Annotated in this window: 16 protein-coding genes; 10 read left to right on the plus strand and 6 right to left on the minus strand. The window is 56.1% G+C overall.

Features of this window, described 5'->3' with window-relative positions; all coding sequences use genetic code 11:
* Positions 1–97 precede the first annotated feature (97 nt).
* From EDC90_RS17450 to EDC90_RS17460, 3 genes are read left to right on the plus strand one after another with little or no spacing between them, the layout of a single operon-like run.
* Positions 98–1,087, plus strand: coding sequence for an ABC transporter substrate-binding protein (locus EDC90_RS17450; RefSeq protein ID WP_132313837.1), 990 nt, complete (start codon positions 98–100; stop codon positions 1,085–1,087).
* Positions 1,084–2,121: a FecCD family ABC transporter permease gene (locus tag EDC90_RS17455; RefSeq protein ID WP_132313838.1), complete on the plus strand. Its 1,038-nt coding sequence runs from the start codon at positions 1,084–1,086 to the stop codon at positions 2,119–2,121. The genes EDC90_RS17450 and EDC90_RS17455 overlap by 4 nt, the downstream gene beginning before the upstream one ends.
* Positions 2,118–2,882, plus strand: coding sequence for an ABC transporter ATP-binding protein (locus EDC90_RS17460; RefSeq protein ID WP_132313839.1), 765 nt, complete (start codon positions 2,118–2,120; stop codon positions 2,880–2,882). Before EDC90_RS17455 ends, EDC90_RS17460 begins: the two co-directional genes overlap by 4 nt.
* Before the next feature lie 27 nt (positions 2,883–2,909).
* Here the strand turns inward: EDC90_RS17460 and EDC90_RS17465 are convergent, their stop codons facing one another.
* From EDC90_RS17465 to EDC90_RS17485, 5 genes are all read right to left on the minus strand, one after another.
* Entirely contained in the window at positions 2,910–3,893 is a 984-nt protein-coding gene (locus EDC90_RS17465) for an ABC transporter ATP-binding protein (RefSeq protein ID WP_132313840.1), read from the minus strand.
* A gap of 3 nt (positions 3,894–3,896) precedes the next feature.
* Positions 3,897–4,730 (minus strand): carbohydrate ABC transporter permease, encoded by an 834-nt coding sequence (locus EDC90_RS17470; RefSeq protein WP_132313862.1) that lies wholly within the window; start codon positions 4,728–4,730, stop codon positions 3,897–3,899.
* Positions 4,731–4,732: 2 nt separating this feature from the next.
* A complete protein-coding gene (locus EDC90_RS17475) occupies positions 4,733–5,593 on the minus strand; it encodes a carbohydrate ABC transporter permease (RefSeq protein WP_132313841.1) in 861 nt (286 codons plus the stop codon).
* 108 nt (positions 5,594–5,701) lie between these two features.
* Positions 5,702–6,982, minus strand: a complete 1,281-nt coding sequence (locus EDC90_RS17480; RefSeq protein WP_132313842.1) for an ABC transporter substrate-binding protein — start codon at positions 6,980–6,982, stop codon at positions 5,702–5,704.
* 55 nt (positions 6,983–7,037) lie between these two features.
* Positions 7,038–9,371, minus strand: a complete 2,334-nt coding sequence (locus tag EDC90_RS17485; protein WP_245511114.1) for an alpha-L-rhamnosidase — start codon at positions 9,369–9,371, stop codon at positions 7,038–7,040.
* A gap of 133 nt (positions 9,372–9,504) precedes the next feature.
* Between EDC90_RS17485 and EDC90_RS17490 the strand changes: the two genes are divergently transcribed.
* Entirely contained in the window at positions 9,505–10,521 is a 1,017-nt protein-coding gene (locus tag EDC90_RS17490; RefSeq protein WP_132313843.1) for a LacI family DNA-binding transcriptional regulator, read from the plus strand.
* Between the two features lie 188 nt (positions 10,522–10,709).
* Positions 10,710–11,612, plus strand: a complete 903-nt coding sequence (locus EDC90_RS17495; protein ID WP_132313844.1) for a helix-turn-helix domain-containing protein — start codon at positions 10,710–10,712, stop codon at positions 11,610–11,612.
* A gap of 57 nt (positions 11,613–11,669) precedes the next feature.
* Here the strand turns inward: EDC90_RS17495 and EDC90_RS17500 are convergent, their stop codons facing one another.
* The gene (locus EDC90_RS17500) at positions 11,670–13,814 is read right to left on the minus strand and encodes a TonB-dependent siderophore receptor (RefSeq protein ID WP_132313845.1); all 2,145 of its coding nucleotides are present in this window, start codon (positions 13,812–13,814) and stop codon (positions 11,670–11,672) included.
* 256 nt (positions 13,815–14,070) lie between these two features.
* On the opposite strand from EDC90_RS17500, the gene EDC90_RS17505 reads away from it, so the two are divergent.
* The 5 genes from EDC90_RS17505 (at position 14,071) to EDC90_RS17525 (ending at position 18,977) form a co-directional block, all read left to right on the plus strand.
* Complete coding sequence (locus EDC90_RS17505; RefSeq protein WP_132313846.1) at positions 14,071–15,063, plus strand: iron-siderophore ABC transporter substrate-binding protein; 993 nt, start codon at positions 14,071–14,073, stop codon at positions 15,061–15,063.
* Entirely contained in the window at positions 15,060–16,106 is a 1,047-nt protein-coding gene (locus EDC90_RS17510) for a FecCD family ABC transporter permease (RefSeq protein WP_432420016.1), read from the plus strand. Before EDC90_RS17505 ends, EDC90_RS17510 begins: the two co-directional genes overlap by 4 nt.
* A gap of 71 nt (positions 16,107–16,177) precedes the next feature.
* The gene (locus tag EDC90_RS17515; protein WP_132313847.1) at positions 16,178–17,143 is read left to right on the plus strand and encodes a FecCD family ABC transporter permease; all 966 of its coding nucleotides are present in this window, start codon (positions 16,178–16,180) and stop codon (positions 17,141–17,143) included.
* Positions 17,140–17,946: an ABC transporter ATP-binding protein gene (locus EDC90_RS17520; RefSeq protein WP_132313848.1), complete on the plus strand. Its 807-nt coding sequence runs from the start codon at positions 17,140–17,142 to the stop codon at positions 17,944–17,946. Before EDC90_RS17515 ends, EDC90_RS17520 begins: the two co-directional genes overlap by 4 nt.
* A gap of 227 nt (positions 17,947–18,173) precedes the next feature.
* Positions 18,174–18,977 carry a GntR family transcriptional regulator gene (locus tag EDC90_RS17525; protein ID WP_245511115.1) on the plus strand — a complete coding sequence of 268 codons (804 nt, stop codon included), beginning with the start codon at positions 18,174–18,176 and terminating at the stop codon, positions 18,975–18,977.
* Positions 18,978–18,982: the final 5 nt, after the last annotated feature.

Raw genomic sequence — 18,982 nt, forward strand, 5'->3', positions numbered from 1 at the left:
TTCTTGTCATACGGGCTCCTGTTGACGGCATGATGCCGGATCGAAGAGCCGAAAACCACTTATACCGCCTGTTCAGTTTTCCCGAGCCACTTCAGTAATGAGCTGCTTCGCCGCCACGCTGTTTTGCGGAAGCGTTGCAGCTCAGCCGACATCCTATCCGCTAGCGATTGAAAATTGCGGCGAAACCGTCACGTTTGAGAAGGCGCCGGAAAATGCTGTCGCTCTTGGCCAGAACAGCGCCGAAATCATGCTGTTGCTTGGCCTGGAAGACCGCATGGGGGCCACGGCCTTCTGGCCGAATAATGTTCTGCCAGAACTCGCCGAAGCCAACGACAAGGTCAAGCTGCTGACGGTTGAATTTCCAACGCTTGAACCTGTACTGGCACAACAACCCGACTTTGTTGCAGCCATGCTGACAACATTGATGGGGCCGGACAGTCGTCTGGCCAAGCGGTCCGACTTTGAAGACCTCGGCATCCCGACCTATCTTTCGCCAAGCGCCTGCTCGACCACGCAGAACACTGGCGATGCCTATGGCAGCCGCGATAAGCTCTGGAACATGGATCTTCTTTACAAGGAGATCGATGACATGGCCCGGATTTTCGATGTGCAGGACCGTGGCGATGCCGTTATCGCTGACTTCAAAGCGCGCGAAGCAGCATTGCGCGACGAATTCGCGAAAAACGAAGATCTGACCTTCCTGTTCTGGTTCTCCAGCGCCTCACCGGCTGACGATGCATATCTCGGTGGCGGCAATGGCCCATCCGGCTTCATCGCCGACCTTCTGGGCGGGCGCAATGCGATTGAAACAAAAGCCGAATGGCCGACGGCCAACTGGGAAGGCATTATGGCCGCAAATCCCACGGTCATTGTCGCTTCACAGGTTGATCGTAACCGCTGGGACCTCGACGAGGCCGAGAACAAGATCGCATTTCTTGAGTCAGATCCAACCGTCAGCCAGATGGACGCCGTTCAGAAAGGTCGTATTCTGGTGATGAGCGGCGCTGCCATGAACCCCAGCATCCGCACACTCTATGGCGCAGAGGAACTGGCTGAACAGCTGAAAGAAACAGATCTTTCGCAATGAGAGCGAAGGGTGAAACCAGAGCCGGATTGCGGCTGGCGTTGCTTTTATTGCTATCGGGCATTGTTCTGATCGGTGCGGTCGCCGCTGCAACAGCGATCGGCGATTACAATATACCGGTGAGGACCGTTTTTTTGACGGTCACCAACCAGATCGGCCTGACTGACGCTGACCTGCCACGGATTGAAGAAAGCGTTGTCTGGAATCTGAGGCTAAGCCGCAGCCTTGTGGCTGCGCTTTGCGGATCGGGACTGGCGATCTGCGGTGCCATTCTCCAGGCGCTTTTGCGCAATCCGCTTGCAGAACCCTTCGTTCTGGGTGTTTCCGCCGGTGCTTCAACCGGTGCGGTCTGCGTGATCGTTCTAGGCATCGGCGCGGGCGCTGTATCGCTTTCGCTCGGCGCCTTTGTCGGCGCATTTTCCGCTTTTGCGCTGGTCGCACTCCTCTCCAACGGTGCAACCAGCGGTCCGAACCATACGATTCTGGCCGGTGTCGCGGCTTCCCAGCTGTTCAACGCTTTGACCGCCTATATCGTTACGACATCCGCCAGCGCCCAACAGGCCAGAAGCGTGATGTTCTGGCTTCTGGGAAGCTTTGGCGGCGTGCGATGGCCGCAGTTTTATCTGCTGCTGATTGTTCTGTTCGTCTGTCTTGCGATCTGTATCATTATGGCGCGCACGCTCGATGCCTTTACCTTTGGCGATGAGGATGCCGCGGCGCTGGGCATTCCGGTGGCCCGCATCAGGCTGATCCTGTTTGCCGTAACCGCGCTGATGACCGCCACCATTGTCAGTCAGGTGGGCGCAATCGGTTTTGTCGGCCTGGTTGTCCCACATGCTGCCCGTTACATCGTCGGTCCCCTGCATATGCGGCTTCTGCCCGCCGCTGCGGTCGTCGGTGCAGTCTTTATGGTGATTGCCGATATTGCTTCGCGGGTTCTGGTTGATCAGCAGACCATTCCCATCGGTGTTGTCACCGCTCTGGTTGGCGTTCCGTTCTTTGCCATCATTCTTTACCGTGCGAGGCCGCAGACATGAGCGTCATCGCTGAAAACCTGACATGGGGCGTGAAACGCAGGACCATCGTAAAGAATATCTCGCTCAATGTCGCTGAAGGCGAAACGCTGGGGCTGATCGGGCCGAACGGTTCCGGCAAGTCATCGCTGCTGCGCCTTCTTGCTGGGCTGAAGCGCCCGGCGGAAGGCTCTGTGAATATTCACGGCAAAGACATAGCCCGCACAACGCGACGTGCTCTTTCAAAAGAAGTTGCGTTTGTCCAGCAGAATGCGACCACTGACACCAATGTCAGCGTGCGCGATGTTGTTCGCCTCGGTCGCACACCGCACCGCTCGGCTCTTTCGGGCTGGACACCTGCCGATCAGGATGCTGTGGCAAACGCCCTTTCGCGCGTTGGCATGGACCATCTGCAGAACCAGTCATGGCAAACACTTTCCGGCGGTGAGAGGCAGCGTGTTCATATTGCCCGTGCCCTGGCACAAAGTCCGCGGGTCATGTTTCTTGACGAACCGACAAACCATCTCGATATCCACCATCAGATCGAAATACTGCAAACGATCCGACAACTCGATCTGACCAGCATTATCGCGTTGCATGATCTCAACCTTGCTGCGATGTTCTGCGACCGGATTATCACCTTGAAAGACGGTGCAATCGTTGCGGCCGGCACGCCGGAAGCCGTCTTGACAGAAGAGCTGATCCGCAATGTCTTCCGCGTGAACGCTTCCGTCAGCACCTCTCCTCACCACGGCCACCCCGAAATTCATTTTCGGGCCAGCTGAAAACGGCAGGATGACGGCCTCAAGCGTTTACTGCGAATAGCAGAACTCTTTTCCTTCCATCGGCCTGGCATAAACAGTCTCACCGCCGGTAAAACTGCGATCTCCGGACGTCCGCGCCACCAGGGGCCCGAGTTTTTCAGCTTCCAGATGCACAATCGTATCGGCGCCAAGCCGCTCAACATGGCGGACAACCCCTTTCCATTTTCCATCTGATGGATCGATCAAAACATGTTCCGGCCGGATGCCATAGGTGTCGCAGTGCATTTGCCGGGCGACCTCGCCTTCATAAAGGTTCATCTTCGGGCTGCCGATGAAACCGGCGACAAAGGGCGTCGCCGGGCGCTCATATAGCTCCATCGGCGTGCCGATCTGTTCAATCCGTCCGTTGTTCAGCACAACGATCTTGTCGGCCATGGTCATGGCCTCCACCTGATCATGGGTTACATAGATCATCGTATTTCCAAGCTTTTCATGGAGATCTGTCAGTTCAATGCGCATCTGCGCACGCAGTGCCGCATCAAGGTTCGACAATGGTTCGTCAAAAAGAAAAACATGCGGGTCGCGAATGATGGCGCGGCCAATGGCCACGCGCTGCCGTTGGCCCCCGGAAAGCGCCTTCGGTTTTCGGTCCAGAAGAGCCTCCAGCTGCAACACCCTGGCCACATCTTCAACGCGTGCGCGAATTTCTGCTTTCGGCGTGCGCGTCAGTGAAAGGCCAAAGCCGATATTTTCCGCAACACTCAGATGCGGGTAAAGTGCGTATGACTGAAACACCATCGCAATGCCGCGTTTGGACGGCTCTTCATAGGTGACCTCCTTTCCCGCGATCTCAATCTGACCGGAAGTCACCTCTTCCAGGCCTGCGATCATTCTGAGCAGGGTCGACTTTCCGCAGCCGGAAGGCCCGACGAAAACGCAGAACTCACCTGCCTCGACTGTCAGGTTGATGCCTTTGATCACTTCCAGTGCACCAAAGGATTTCCGGATATCGTTTAAAAGAACATCGGCCATGATTTATCCTTTCACAGCGCCCGACGTCATGCCGGCGACGATCTGTCGATTGAAGAAAATGAAAACGAGAAGCGGCGGGACCGTCACCAGAAGAATATTCATGAACAGAAGGTTCATCTGACTGACGAACTGGCTCTGGAAATTGTAAAGCGTGATCTGGACGGTCACATTCTCGCTGCCCGGCAGGTAATAGAGCGGATGCGTGAAATCGTTGAAGATTGTGATCGACTGAACGACGATCACCGTCACCGTCACGGGCTTTAAAAGCGGCAACACCACCTTGAAGAAAATCTGCCACGGTTTGGCCCCGTCAATCAGTGCCGCTTCGTCCAGATCGCGCGGGATGGTGGCGATAAAGGCCCGATAAAGCAGCACTGTGAAAGACAGACCATAGGCAAACTGAATGAGGATCATACCGTGCAGCGTCTTGAAAAGACCAAGGCCCTGCAGAACCCAGATCGTCGGAACGACGGCGGGCGGGATCATCAGTCCGGCAAGCACGAAGGCATAAATGACGCGATTGAATTTCGATGGTCTGCGCTGCAGCACATAGCCAACCATGGCGCCGAATATAACCAGGAGCGTTATCGCCCCGACGGTGATCACGGTTGAGTTGAAATAGGCAAGCAGCAGCATGTAATCGCGTGCCTGAACCACTGCGACCAGATTTTGCCAGAGCTGCCATTCGCCCGGCCATGTAAAGCTCGGGTTGGCCGCTTCCGCCGACGATTTGGCCGCATTCAGCAGAACAAAAATGAACGGGATCACGAACAGAATAAATGCACATGCCAGAGCGATAAAACCGTGTACCAGTTTGCGTCTGTTTTTGTTTTTCAGGCTCACAGCTCAAGCTCCCTTCGATTGAACCACCATGCCAACGGCGCGATGATGAGGGCGATGAGAACAAACAGGATGACATTGCCAGCAGTCGACAGCCCGTAAAAGCCGGCCTGATACTGTTTGTAGATTACCGAGGCCAGCACATCGGACGAGAAGCCGGGACCGCCACGCGTCATGGCCCAGATGAGATCGAACAGTCGCAGACCACCAATCAGGGACAGAATGACAACCGTGGTCGTTGCAGGGCGAACAAGCGGCACAGTGACTCGCCAGAAAAGCTGAAACCGTGTCGCTCCATCGATTCTGGCCGCTTCGTAATATTCGTGACCGATCGCAGCCAGCCCTGCGATATAGATCAAAGTCGCAAGCCCAACGCCACGCCAGACATCGACAAGCGCCACTGAATAGAGCGCCAGCTTCGGGTTGGTCAGCCAGCCCGGCCCGTCAATACCGACGAACTCAAGCGCAACATTGATTGCCCCATGCGTGGGGTGCATCATCTCGGAAAACAGAATGCCGACACCGATGGTCGAGACCAGGACCGGGAAAAACACTATGGAGCGCAGCAACCCCTGCCCGAAAAGCCCGGAGGTGAGCAGAACGGCAAGCAAAAGCCCAAGAACCGTTTTGGCACCCGAGGTCAGGAGCGCGAAAATGATCGTGTTGGTCATGCCCGTGATCAGAAAGGGCTCACGAAAGAAGTCGATAAAATTCTGGACCCCGATGAACTGAAAGCCGAAGAGGTCCCAGTTGGTCAGGCTGAACCAGAATGATGCGGCTGTCGGCACCAGAAACATCACCGTGAAAACGACGGCAGCAGGCGCCAGAAACCAGTATGGGTAAGGTGATTTCATCTGCATGGCAGCAGGCTCCGATTTGGCATACGGGGCTTGAGCCCGGCCGCCGTATTGGGGCCGGTGCTCTCATGCGGCATTTGGATCAGGCCGACAAAGTGGTCGGGCTTTTGCTTACCAGTTCGGCAAGCGAAGCTGTTTGGCCTGCTTTTCGACATCCCGGTCATAAAGTTCAGCGGCACTGTCAGCGTCACGGATGCCGGTTCCCACCTCGACGGTGATCTGCTCCAGCCCCGGTCCCTTGACCGGCGACAGGAATTCCAGCGCCGGTGCTGTGCGGCCTTCCTCTTCGAAATAGGGCATCATATCAGCCACCGAAGGCGCAACATCATCAGGCAAGGTGCAGCCTTCAATCAGATAAGGCCCTGTCGCGCCCACCGTTTCCGTCATGATATCGCAAGCCTCAGTCGTCGCAACAAAGTTGACGAAATCCTTTGCGATATCGACGTGATCGCCATCTTTCGGCACATAATAGGCTGCAGGCATCCACACGGTCAGGCCGTTGACCTCAGCATTATCGCCGGGTTGCGCGAAGAAGCCGACGTCTTTCAGCTGATCCGGGTGGTTTTGCTGGATCGCCGGAATTGCAAAGGTCAGCATCGGATAGTGAACACCTTCACCGGTGGCGACCATACGCAGCCCATCATTATAGGTCGCGGCACCGAAATCCTCATTGAAATAACCGGATTCGTGAGCAGCCTGAAGCCGCTCAAAGCCTTTCATCGCTGCCGGTGTATCGGCAAACTTCGCTTCGTTTGCGGTGAACTGTTCCGCAAAATCGGGTTCTGCCTGGAGTAGGTTGTAAAAATCGGCCAGCACGAATAGCTGCGAGGTCCAGGTATCGCGATAGGTCTGGATAATCGGCGCCTTGTCTGTCTGCTCGGCGATCACGGCATTATTGGCCATGAAGTCATCCCAGGTCTTCGGGATTTCCAGCCCCAAGGCCTCATACGTTGGAATATGATAGAGAATACCGCCGCCCATGGCCGGCTGAACCGGCACGCCGTAAATATTCCCGTCAGAATCAGATACCGTCGTTGAAAAGCTGTCGATCAGATTGCCGATGTTCGGCAGATCATTCAAAGGCTCAAGCGTGCGCGATGGCCGCAAGGCCTGCAGAAGAGACCCTGAATTGTAAAGAAACACATCCGTCATTTCACCGGTCGCAAGCCGGGTCTTGACGATGTTGTCACCTTCACTCCCGCCGGGCCGCGCCTCCACAGTGAATGTGACATCCGGGTTCTTTTCCGAATAGGCTGCGGTGAGCGCTTCAGCAATCGCGATCGTATCCGGACTGTTATCCACCAGCAGGCTCAGTTCCTCTGCGAAAGCCTGACTTCCTCCACCGAAAATGCAAACAGCCATCGCTGTTGCAGCAACAAATTTCATTCTCATGACTTCTCCTCCCAATAAACCGGCCTCCTCAAGCCGGGGCGAAATGCGGGGCCCTTCAGCCCCCGCTCAGATCGAAACCGATTTCATGGCGGCCAGAATTAAGAGCAATCTCCTCTTGTTCCGTCAGACACGGCTTTCCATTGATTTCGAGTTTCTTCCGTCCGCCAACAGGCAATACCGCCCTGATGCCTTCAGGAAGCATAACGGTATAGATGACCCGCCCGCCCGAGATGCGCCAGTTAGCAGACAAACGCCCGGCCCTGGTATCATGCCACATCTTAACCTGGCCGAGGGCAGGAAGAATTGCCGGATCAAGGCGAACCTGACTAAAGCCCGGACCGTCTGCTGAAGGGTGAACACCGGCGACATCCTCAAACAGCCACTGGCAAACGGCGCCGTAGGCGTAGTGATTGTAACTGTTCATATCCGGATCGTAGATCGTGCCATCCGGCCCGATAGCGTCCCAGCGTTCCCAGATCGTAGTCGCCCCCTGCTCGACCTGATAAAGCCAGCCCGGAACCTCGCGGTTCAGGAAGACTTTCTCGGCCAGATCATTCATGCCCAGCTTCGTCAGCGCTGGCAAAAGCGCAGGCGTTCCAATGAAACCGGTACCAATCAGATAACCGGCATCCTCGATCACACGGCGGAAATAGGCCTTCGCTGCATCAAAGTGCTCTTCAGGCACAAGATCATAAAGGAATGCAAGCGCGTAGGATGTCTGGTCATTGTGCGCCAGGCGTCCGGCAGGGCTGAAATATTCATGCACAAAGGCGGCGCGAATTTCCTCACATCTCGCCGAAAGGCCTTTCTCAACCTCGTCTTCACCGAGAATTCCTGCAATCCGGGCCGTCAGCTGCGTTGAAATGAAATGGTAAAGCGTTGCAGCACAATCATCGGCAATTGTCGGGCGCGGTTTGCGGTTATCTCCCACCGGCTGGAGCCAGTCACCGAAGGTAAAGCCAGTCTCGCCCCAAACGGAGTGCGGATGAATGATCGGTCCATCCGAAATCGACCAGAGGTAATCGAGCCAACGCTGCATTGCCGGAAAACACGCTTCAAGGACGGAGCGGTCGCCATAATGCAGATAAAGCTGCCAAGGGATCATGACGATGGCATCGCCCCAGCCTGTGGAACCGGCCCAGTCGCCCGGAAAGATATCCCGATGAAGGCGCGTTGGATCCGGCGAGAAATGCGGAACGGCACCGTTTTCACGCTGATCATGCATCACATCGCGCAGATATTTCTGTAGAAAAGTCTGGCAATCGCCCAGCCAGCAGGCTGTCCCGGCGAAGACCTGAGCGTCACCCGTCCAGCCAAGTCGCTCATCGCGCTGCGGGCAGTCTGTCGGTACTTCGATGAAATTGGCCCGCTGCGACCAGACCGTATTCAGAACCAGCCGGTTTACTGCCGGTTCACCGCATTCAAACCCGCCCTTGACGTCTGCAATCGATGAAATCGGCACCTGTTCAACGGCGACAATTTCCGCTTTGCCGTCAACGGCGATGCGCGCATAGCGAAACCCGGTGAATGAAAAGACCGGCGCGTAGGTCTCTTCTCCCTCGCCCTTCAGAATATAATGTGTCGCAGCGCGGGCGCTGCGATAATTGCGGTTATCGAAGGCTTTGTGAGGCCCAAGCACTTCGGCATGATCGATATAGACGGAAGCGCCTCGTTCACCGCTGACGGTAAACCGGACATAGCCCCCGGCATTTTGCCCGAAATCATAGATAAAACGCCCTTCGGAATCCTGCCATTTCTCAACAGGCGCGTTGGATTCCAGCGCGCGTACAGGGAAAGTCTCATGGGCCACCAGCTTTTCCGTATCGAAAGGCAGCACCTCGACAGCGCCAGTTTCAGCCGCATGTTCGAGCCGGGCATCATAGTCCTCACCATAATAGATACCCGAAGCCGTAACAGGCAGGAGCCCACTCTTCCAGCGATCATCGGTTTTGAGAAGAACCGCATCGCCATCGACCACCTCGGCGATTGCGGCGATCCGGTCACCCCAGCAGTTGAGTATTTTCTGATGCTCCCACATCACCTGCGAGCGATACCAGCCATCGCCCAGCCAGATTTCGATGCGGTTATCACCTTCCACCACGAGATCCGACAGGTCGTAACATTGATAGGCAATGCGATTGTCATAGCAGGTCCAGCCCGGCGTCAGCAGATCCTGTCCGACACGCCTGCCGTTGATGAAAGCACGGTAAAGACCGAGTGCGGAGATAAACAAAGCCGGACGCGCGCCTCCCTCCGGCACGACGAATGACGCGGTCACAAAGCACTGTTGGGTGCCACGGCCTGCATCCACGTCAGGTGCGATCATATCAGCCTGCCATGTACGCCCGGTGAGGCCGGTGTCGGCGTGGACACTGGTTGCCATATTCATCGTTTTCCTCCCTCAGTCTGGTCGACATCCTCTTTATGTAGACCGTTATACGTAGACTGTTCTACAAAATCAGTTGATTTGCAAGAGTGAACCGGTCTATTTTTTCACAACACTGATTTCTGAAAGGATTTTCATGGACAAGCCCGCCCGCGCCAGTCGCGTTACAATCCGCACAGTGGCGGCGGATGCCGGGGTGTCGGTGGCAGCCGTCTCTAAAGTTCTGCGCAATGCCTATGGCGTAAGCGATTCACTGAAACAGAAAGTCATGACGTCCATCGACAAGCTTGGCTACCGGCCGAGCACGGCGGCGCGTGGCATGCGCGGGCGCACATTCACGATTGGCGTTTTGCTTGTCGGGATGGATAACCCTTTCCTGCCGCCACTTGTCAGCAGTTTTAAACAGGCAATGGGCAAAGAAGGCTACAACACGCTGATCGGCGTGGGCGAAGCCCGCACGCATGTGGAAAGTGCCTTGATTGATTCCATGATCGACATGCGTATCGACGGACTGCTTCTCATCGCGCCGCGGATCAGCGGAGCGACACTTGATCACTATGCCGGGCAGGTCCCGATATCGGTGATCGGCCACCATGAGAATACGGCCAAAACCTTCGATACAACCAATGTTGACGATTTTTCAGGAGGCCGCGCGGCCACGGAGGCGCTGATAAAAAAGGGCTACCGGGACATCGCCATGCTCTGCCTGAAACACAGCAAACGCCGCGATGGTGAGGTCTGGTACGAACGCGAACGCGGATATCATGCAGCAATGCAGGAAGCCGGGCTTGAGAATTTTTCCCGCATTGTCCGGATTGCGGAACGCCCGGACGAGATGCAGCCGCAGCTTCTGACGTTACTGGAAGAGCCCGGACGACCGGAAGCCTTTTTCTGCTGGAGCGATATTCACGGTGTACCGCTGATCAACGCAGCCCGTATGAAGGGGCTGCGCATTCCCGGTGATCTCGGACTGATCAGCTATGACAATACAGCCCCAGCCGGTCTGCCCCTGATCGGCTTGGCAAGTATAGACCAGAACCCCACGATACTGGGGCAATGCGCGGCAGATCAGCTCCTCTCCCGGCTCAAGGGACGCGCAGAGGCCTCCCATGCAGTAATCGAACCCGAGCTGATCATCCGTAAAAGTTTCTGAGACTTGCAACCTCAGTAAATATGATATTTACAGTCATATTAAATATTCAACGGTGACGAATATGAAGCTACAGCATCGTGCTTTGGGCATCCGAATGGATGCACGGCGCTCTAATGCCTGTATTCGCTCAGCCTTAAATCGTGTTTCCGGCGCAGATTTGCTGCGGCGAAAAAGCAGTGGTGTTTGACATGGGCTTTCAACCTTCCATGACCTGGCATACGGAGGGCATCCACCCGGTTGCACCGGCTCAGTGGCGCCAGCTTGATGGTCTGATGAGTGTCTGCTGGGATGCGGAAGGCGCGACCGGGGCACATGCCTACTACCGTTCACCAAACCCCAGAATCGTGATCTTCTTTAACGATGTTTCAGCATCCATCCGGATGTCGAACCGGCAAGGTGGCATCGGCAAGGATGACCGCCCGCTGACACGGGCGATTTATGTGCCGGCAGGCATGCCGATGTGGACGCAGTTTATTGCGTCACACAGGTTCTCACACCTCGACCTGCATCTGCATGAAGATCGGCTGCTTCGTTTTCTCGCACCATCTGTCGGCTCGTCTGTCGCCCGCACCATTTTACGCCGCCCGGTCGAGATCCAGGATATCGGACCAATCGAACCGCTTGCGCGCATGATCGCCGATGAAGTGGTCCACCCCAGCCGGCATCCGGTCTATGCCGAAAGCCTTGTCGGGGCCGTCGCGGCAGCATTGCTAGACATTCCTGCCGATAGCGGCGAAAAAGGTGCCGACGGGCGGATCACGAAAGCCCAGATGAAACGGCTGCTGTCTGCCATTGAAGGGAAAAGTGATTTTCGCATGAGCGTAGCAGATATGGCGGATACGGTCGGGCTTTCCGAAAGCTGGTTTTCTACAGCCTTCAGACAGACCACCGGGAAGACGCCTTTGCAGTGGCAGCTTAGCAAACGCATTGAACGCGCGCAGAACCTTCTTGTTTCGACCAGCCTCAGCGTTGCAGATGTTGCCGCACAGCTCGGCTTTTCCGATCAGGCGCACCTGACGAAGGTTTTCCGGCAGGTCACCGGAGAAACGCCCGCAGCCTGGCGGCGGGCGCAATTGCTTCAGTACCGTTGAGCGGCACCGACCGGATTTGCGGATCCGACCAGTGCCTTGCTGCATCTTGTCAGACCGTCACCAGGTCTGGCGCAACGTTGCATAAACGGCGCGCCCCTGATTGTACCAGTCTGCACCATAGCCGCCGTAAGCGATGTATTTTTCATTGAACAGATTGGTCGCATTGACCTGGAATGTCGTATTTTCCGCAACCTGATAGGTGAATGCTGCATCGAAGGTGATGTTGGGATCAGAAGAAATCGCGTTGTCTTCCGCGAAATAGTAAGAGCTCTGATAACGTGCACCAAGCCCGAATGTCATATCGCCGCGGCGGCCCTCACCTTCAAGCTTGTAATCCACCCAGAGCGACGCAACATTGTTGGGAACGAAGGAAAGCTGGTTGCCGACATTTCCACTCGTCCCGTCCTCGACAATATCGGACATCATGTAGGAATAGGCGGCTGTGAAGCTGATATTGTTCATCAGCTCGGCCTTTGCTTCCAGATCAACACCGCGAACACGGGATTTGCCGATGGTTTCCTGCATGTTCGTTGCCGGATTGGTGACGGTGATATTATCCTTTGTGAGGTCATAAACCGAAGCACTCAACAGCGCCGGAAACGCAAGCGGTGCGTATTTTACGCCGACTTCGTACTGTTCGCCGCGTTCCGGATCCACACCGAGCGATGGCGGAGCAACAGACTGCGCATAGCTGGCATAGGTCGAAACCTCATCGGTCACTCTGTATGTCAGTCCGGCACGGGCGGTAAACTCGCTGAAATCTCCGCTTTCGCTGATCCCGGTCAGCTTGTTGCGCTGCTTCAGATCCAGCCAGTCATTACGCAGGCCGACGCTGGCGATCACCTTGTCGGCAAACGTCAGCTCCTGCTGCAGATAAAGCGATGTGGTTTTCTGCTCGTTCTTCCGGCTCTGATATGGCCCTGAATAATTCGGTCCGCCTGAGTAGACAGGATTGGTCCAGTCGATCCCGGGCGCAGGCGCATAATAGGTATCACTTGAACCGGAATAGGTGTCGTACTGAAGGCCTGCCAATGTGCGGCTGTCAACATTTTCGAACGACGTATCATACTGGAAATGCGCATCGATGACGAAATCGTCGTATGAGCTGTCATTGCCGTAGTAATACCGGTCGGCGATGGTGTCGCCATCATTCACCATCTCATACACATAGGCGTAGCCAAAGCCGGTATCGGCATTGGTGTAACGCGCTTTCGAGCTGAAGCTCAGTCCCGACCCGAAGTCATGGTCGAACATCCAGGTGACGGTATTCCGGTTTACATCATTGTAGTTATAGTCCGGCTCACCGAGGAAGAAGCTGCGGTCAAAATCCGATCCGATGGGATGACCGCCGCCACCGGGCGTGCCTTTTGTATCGAGATAGTCATAGATCAGCGTCATGCGCGTCGCATCAGAAGGGCGCCAGGTGAAGCCACCCATGACGAAGGTCTCGTCATCTCTGGAGTAGTCATATTCTGCATCTGCATTCCGGAATTTACCGGTCAGACGATATGACAGCGTATCGTCTTCAGTCAGGTTATCACCAAAGTCGAACCCGGCCTCGGCGTGACTGAAAGAGCCGCCGGTAACATAGGCCTCTCCAAAACGCTCACGTTTCGGTTGCTTGGAAACGTAATTAACCGTTCCACCGGGATCCGAGACACCATAAATGGTTGAATCTGCGCCCTTCAGCACCTCGACACGTTCAAAGGCGTAAGGTTCCTCACGCACGCCGCCAAAGGCTGAGCCAAGCGGCAGGCCATCACGATAGGTATAGGCATCGAAGCCGCGGATTTTGAAAAAATCAAAGCGGTCGTCCGAACCATAGAAATCAGTTGTGACACCGGCGGTATAGTCAAGCACCTGCTCAACTGTCTGGGCATCACGCTGCTGGATTTCTTTTGCCGTAATCACCGAAACCGAAGCCGGAATATCGAGAATATTCTGAGAAAGACGCCCACCTCCGGAGCTTCCAAGCGCAACAATGGAGTTGGCGTCGTTATCGCCATAGGCATTGAGGTCGATATAAACCGGCTCAAGGACTGTCGTATCGGCATCAGAAGAAACAGGCGCAGAAGCGGTGATCTGATCCTGTGCCAGAAGTGTGGTCGGGGTTGCGGCCAGCGCGGTACAGCCCAGAAGAACAGCCGCCCTGTATCCAAGTGTTGATCGCTCGTCGTGTTTTTTGTTCTTTGGGTGATCCATCTTCAGATTCCGCAAATTGATATCAGATTATGCAGCGCCGGGTTTTCAGCACACCGTCTTGGCAGTGGTCATAGAAGCGCCACGTTCTGCCTGTCATTAACTTGATTGATTTTGTCTAGTATTGTAATTTTCCCGGTATTTGTAGGATTCCCCTGAAACTTCGGCTCTGCCATCCGGCGTGACCGCGACGAAGCTTGACCTCTTTTTCTGAACATGAAACTAGAAGTCAACTTTTATCCATCTTCATGGGGTCGCCATGCTGCGCTTTTTATCTGTGTTGACCATTGCCATTGGACTACCGCTTTTTGCAGCGGGCATCGTTCAGGCGGGCGAAAAGCTGGACGAGCCGATCACAATAGAGCACGCCTTCGGAACCACGGTCATCACTGAAAAGCCGGAGCGTGTGGCGACTGTTGCCTGGGGCAATCATGAAGTGCCTCTGGCACTGGGCGTTGTGCCGGTTGGCTTTGCGGCGGCCAATTTCGGCGATGATGATGGTGACGGAGTGCTACCCTGGGTCGCAGAGCGGCTTGATGAACTGGATGCCGAAACACCGGTTCTTTTCGATGAGGGGGACGGGATTGATTTTGAAGCCGTGGCGGCTGTGAAACCTGACGTGATCCTTGCTGCCTATTCCGGACTGAGCCAGTCGGACTACGATACCCTCAGCCAGATCGCTCCGGTTGTCGCTTATCCGGATTCCCCGTGGTCTACCAGTTGGCGCGACGTTATCCGCATGAACAGCGCCGGCCTTGGAATGCCGGAAGAAGGCGAAAAGCTGATTGCGAAAATCGAATCCGAAATTGCTGCAGAGGTCGCCCGCTATCCGGGGCTTGCGGGTAAAAAGGCAATGTTCATTACCCATCTGGACCCAACCGATCTCAGCGTCATCAATTTCTATACCACGCATGACACGCGTGTTCAGTTCTTCCACGATCTTGGGCTTGAAACCCCCCAAAGTGTTGCCGAAGCGTCGAAAGACGGTCGTTTCTCCGGCTCGGTCAGCGTTGAACGGATCGATGCATTCAACGACGTCGACATCGTGGTCACTTATGGCAATGACACGCTCGTAAAAGCATTGAAAAACAATCCGCTCTTCAAGCGCATGCCCGCCGTGCAAAACAATGCCATTGTGACACTGGGGCGTAACCCGCTGGGCACGGCAGCGAACCCCACGCCGCTTTCAATCTCGTGGGTTCTGGAAGATTATGTCGCGCTTCTGGCCGAGGCTGCCGGCACAGAACAATGAACGGTACCGCGTTCCAGCCAACACAAATGCACAGCATTACCGGATACCGTTCACCCGGCAGAAAACTTGTCTGGCTTGTTGTGATGCTTGTTATTCTGGTGCTGCTGATGGTGGCCTCGCTGGCTATCGGCGCACGCCCCGTAAGTGTCTCTGATATCGCCGGTGCGCTTGCAGGGCATGCACAGTCGATCGGCGAAGCCGTGGTTACGATGCGCATTCCACGCACGGTGCTTGGCGTTCTGGCTGGCGCGGCGCTGGGGCTATCCGGGGCGCTGATGCAGGGGATGACACGCAATCCACTGGCAGACCCCGGCATTTTCGGCGTGAACATGGGCGCATCGCTGGCTGTTGTCATTGGTGTGGCCTGGTTCGGAATCGTTTCTTCTGCAGCCTATATCTGGACCGCTATCTTCGGCGCCGGTGTCACGGCTGTCTTTGTGTTTCTTGTCGGTTCGCTCGGGCGCGGCGGCGCAACCCCGCTGAAACTGACACTGGCTGGCGCGGCAACATCGATTGCATTTGCGTCTCTGGTCATGGCTATCGTGCTGCCCCGCGGTGATATCGCTGGCGGTATCCGCGCATGGCAGATCGGAGGCATTGGCGGTGCGACCTTTGCCCGCATTTTGCCTGTTCTTCCGTTTCTTCTGGCTGGTCTGACGCTGGCCATGATCTCGGCCCGCAAGCTCAATGCCCTGGCGCTTGGCGATGAACTGGCCGCGGGGCTGGGGGAAAATGTCGCGGTCGGACGGGGACTGGCGGCCGTTTCAGCCGTGTTGTTGTGTGGCGCAACCACCGCGATATGCGGCCCGATCGGTTTTGTCGGCCTTGTCGTGCCCCATATCTGCCGCCTGCTCATTGGCGTCGATCACCGCTGGCTGCTTCCATTCTCCGCACTTGGTGGAGCCGCCCTGCTGCTTGCCAGCGATATTGCCGGACGGCTGGCCGCCCGCCCCGGTGAAGTCGATGTTGGCATTGTCACCGCCTTGATAGGCGGCCCTTTCTTTATCTGGATTGTCCGGCGTCAGCAGGTGCGTGAACTGTGAGCGACACTTTTCATAAAGCCGTAGCCATTGCCGCAAGGCGAACGCAACAACGGCGAAAACGCAACGCACGCATGGTGATACTTACTGCCATACTTGGAATGATGTTTGCACTGACGCTGATGCTGGGCCAATCATTCACACCGCCCGGTGACGTCATCGCCGTTTTGCTGGGGGAAGAGGTGCCCGGCGCTGCATTCACAGTTGGCCAGTTGCGCCTGCCACGCGCTGTCATGGCGGTTCTTTCCGGTCTCAGCTTCGGGCTTGGCGGTGTTGCCTTTCAGATCATGCTGCGCAATCCACTGGCCAGCCCTGACATTATCGGGATCAGCGCCGGCGCCAGTGCGGCCGCTGTCTTTGCCATTGTCGTTTTATCGCTGAGCGGACCGGCGGTGGCTGTTTTTGCTGTTGTCGCTGGCCTTGGAGTAGCCCTTCTGGTCTATGGTCTCGCATTTAAAAATGGCGTGGCAGGAACACGGCTGATCCTGATCGGTATCGGCGTTTCAGCGATGCTTGAAAGCATCATTGCCTACATTCTTTCTCTGGCGCCGATGTGGGATCTCCAAGCTGCCATGCGCTGGCTCACCGGCAGTCTCAATGGTGCAAGCCTCAGCCAGGCGATGCCGGTTTTGTGCAGTCTCATTGTCTTCGGTGGCCTGCTGTTAGGCCAAAGCCGCGATCTGGAAACACTTCGTCTTGGCGATGACGCCGCATCAGCCCTCGGCGTCAATGTCAGACGGACGCGATTACTCGTGATCATCACGGCCGTTGGCCTCATCGCGGTCGCAACGGCAGTCACCGGGCCCATCGCCTTTGTTGCATTTCTGTCCGGGCCCATCGCAGCCCGGGTATTCGGCCAAAACGGCCCTCTCCTCTGGCCCGCCGCACTCACCGGTGCATGTCTCGTTCTGCTCGGCGACTACGCTGGCCAGTTCTGGCTGCCTGCCCGATATCCGGTTGGCGTGGTTACCGGGGCGCTTGGTGCCCCTTATCTCATTTATCTCATCATCAGAGCTAACCGCTCAGGAGGTACGCTTTGAGTAAACTCAGGCTTGCAGCTGAAGACATCACAGCAGGCTATGGCGAAAGCGACATTCTCGAGAAGCTGAATTTTGAGGTACCAGCGGGAAAAGTTACAGCGATCGTCGGGGCCAATGCCTGTGGCAAATCGACCCTGCTGCGCACGCTCTCCAGACTTCTCACCCCCAGATCCGGCCGGGTCATGTTGGACGGTAAGGCTATACACAAAATGCCGACCAAAGCGCTGGCGCGCAGACTCGGCTTGCTGCCGCAGTCGCCTCTGGCCCCTGAAGGCATCACGGTTGCCGATCTGGTCAGCCGCGGGCGTCATCCCCATCAAGGCACCTTTGGCGGCTGGACGAAAGCCGATGATGAGGCCATCGCCACCGCGCTTGAAACCACAAAAACAGATACGCTGGCCGACCGGGCCGTGGATGAACTTTCCGGCGGACAGCGCCAGCGTGTCTGGATTGCCATGGTGCTGGCGCAGCAGACCGATATGCTTCTGCTGGACGAACCGACCACGTTTCTCGATATCAGCCATCAGGTCGAGGTGCTCGACCTTCTGACCGACCTCAACCGCAAGAATAACACGACAATCGTAATGGTCCTGCACGACCTGAACCTTGCGGCACGCTATGCCGATCATCTGGTGGCCATGCGCGCTGGCAAGCTCCATATTGCCGGTTCACCCGAAGAGGTTCTGACAGAGGCAATGGTTCGAGATGTTTTCGCTCTTGAGAGCAGGATCATCAGCGATCCCGTTTCCGGCAGGCCCATGATGGTCCCGATTGGCCGGCACTATTCGAACAGCGACCGGTAAAGGCGTTCCTTTCGGGTACACGGCAAGTCCTATCGCGATCCTTTTTGGGATACCGCGCTTCGATGATGCCGCTCTTTTCCACGTAAAACGCGATGATTTCCCGGATTCTGTGGGAGATCGACTGAGGCACCTGCCCTGAAAAACAGGCATTTTCATTTCTTGCCCGAAAATAGCTGTATATCTGATATACATGATATATAAGATATACAACAACGATGGAGGCACAGATGGGTTTCGCATCTGATGGCATGATGGGCATTTCAGGGAGTGGGTTCAGCGGTCGCTCAGGCACGGCAACGCAGATCGTGCACAACCGTCTTCGTGCTGAGATTGTCTCTCTCAAGCGCCTGCCGGGCGAAACGATCAGTGAAAAGGAAATCGCGGCAGAATGCGGGCTCAGCCGAACCCCCATCCGCGAAGCCCTGCTACGGCTGGCCGAAGAACAGCTTGTCGATATCGTTCCGAAATCAGGCACACGCGTTTCACGCATTCCGGTGGCCTCACTTCTTGAGGCACAGGTTGCCCGCACAGCCCTTGAGCAGGTCAATGTGCGTGCAGCGGCCGGCCGGGTGCAAGGCAGCGATATCGCCAATATGCGGGCCATGATCGTGTTTCAGCGCGAACGTGTCGAGGCGGGCGACAGCGATCAGTTTCATGCATCAGATGAAGCGCTTCACCGCGCAATCGCGGTTGCTGGCGGCTATCCGGGCATCTGGCGGATGATTGAACAGGTCAAGCTACAGGTTGATCGTTACCGCAGGCTGACACTGCCACAGGTCAATCGCATGGAGCGGGTTGTCGAAGAACACAGTGAGATCGTCGAAGCCATTGCTGACCATGATGTCGACCGTGCCGTCATCGCCATGACGAAACATCTTGAAGGGTTAGGCATAGAAGACCTGCGGCCAATCCGGGAGCTTAACCCAGACTATTTCATCGGGGACATTAACGGTGCCTTCGAGAAATGGAGCGATGGAAACATCGCCGACCAGAAGCAAGGCCGTTCAGGCCCAAAACCACTGAACGACTAGCGTAG

Source organism: Martelella mediterranea, from assembly GCF_004342225.1.
GTDB lineage: Bacteria > Pseudomonadota > Alphaproteobacteria > Rhizobiales > Rhizobiaceae > Martelella > Martelella mediterranea_B.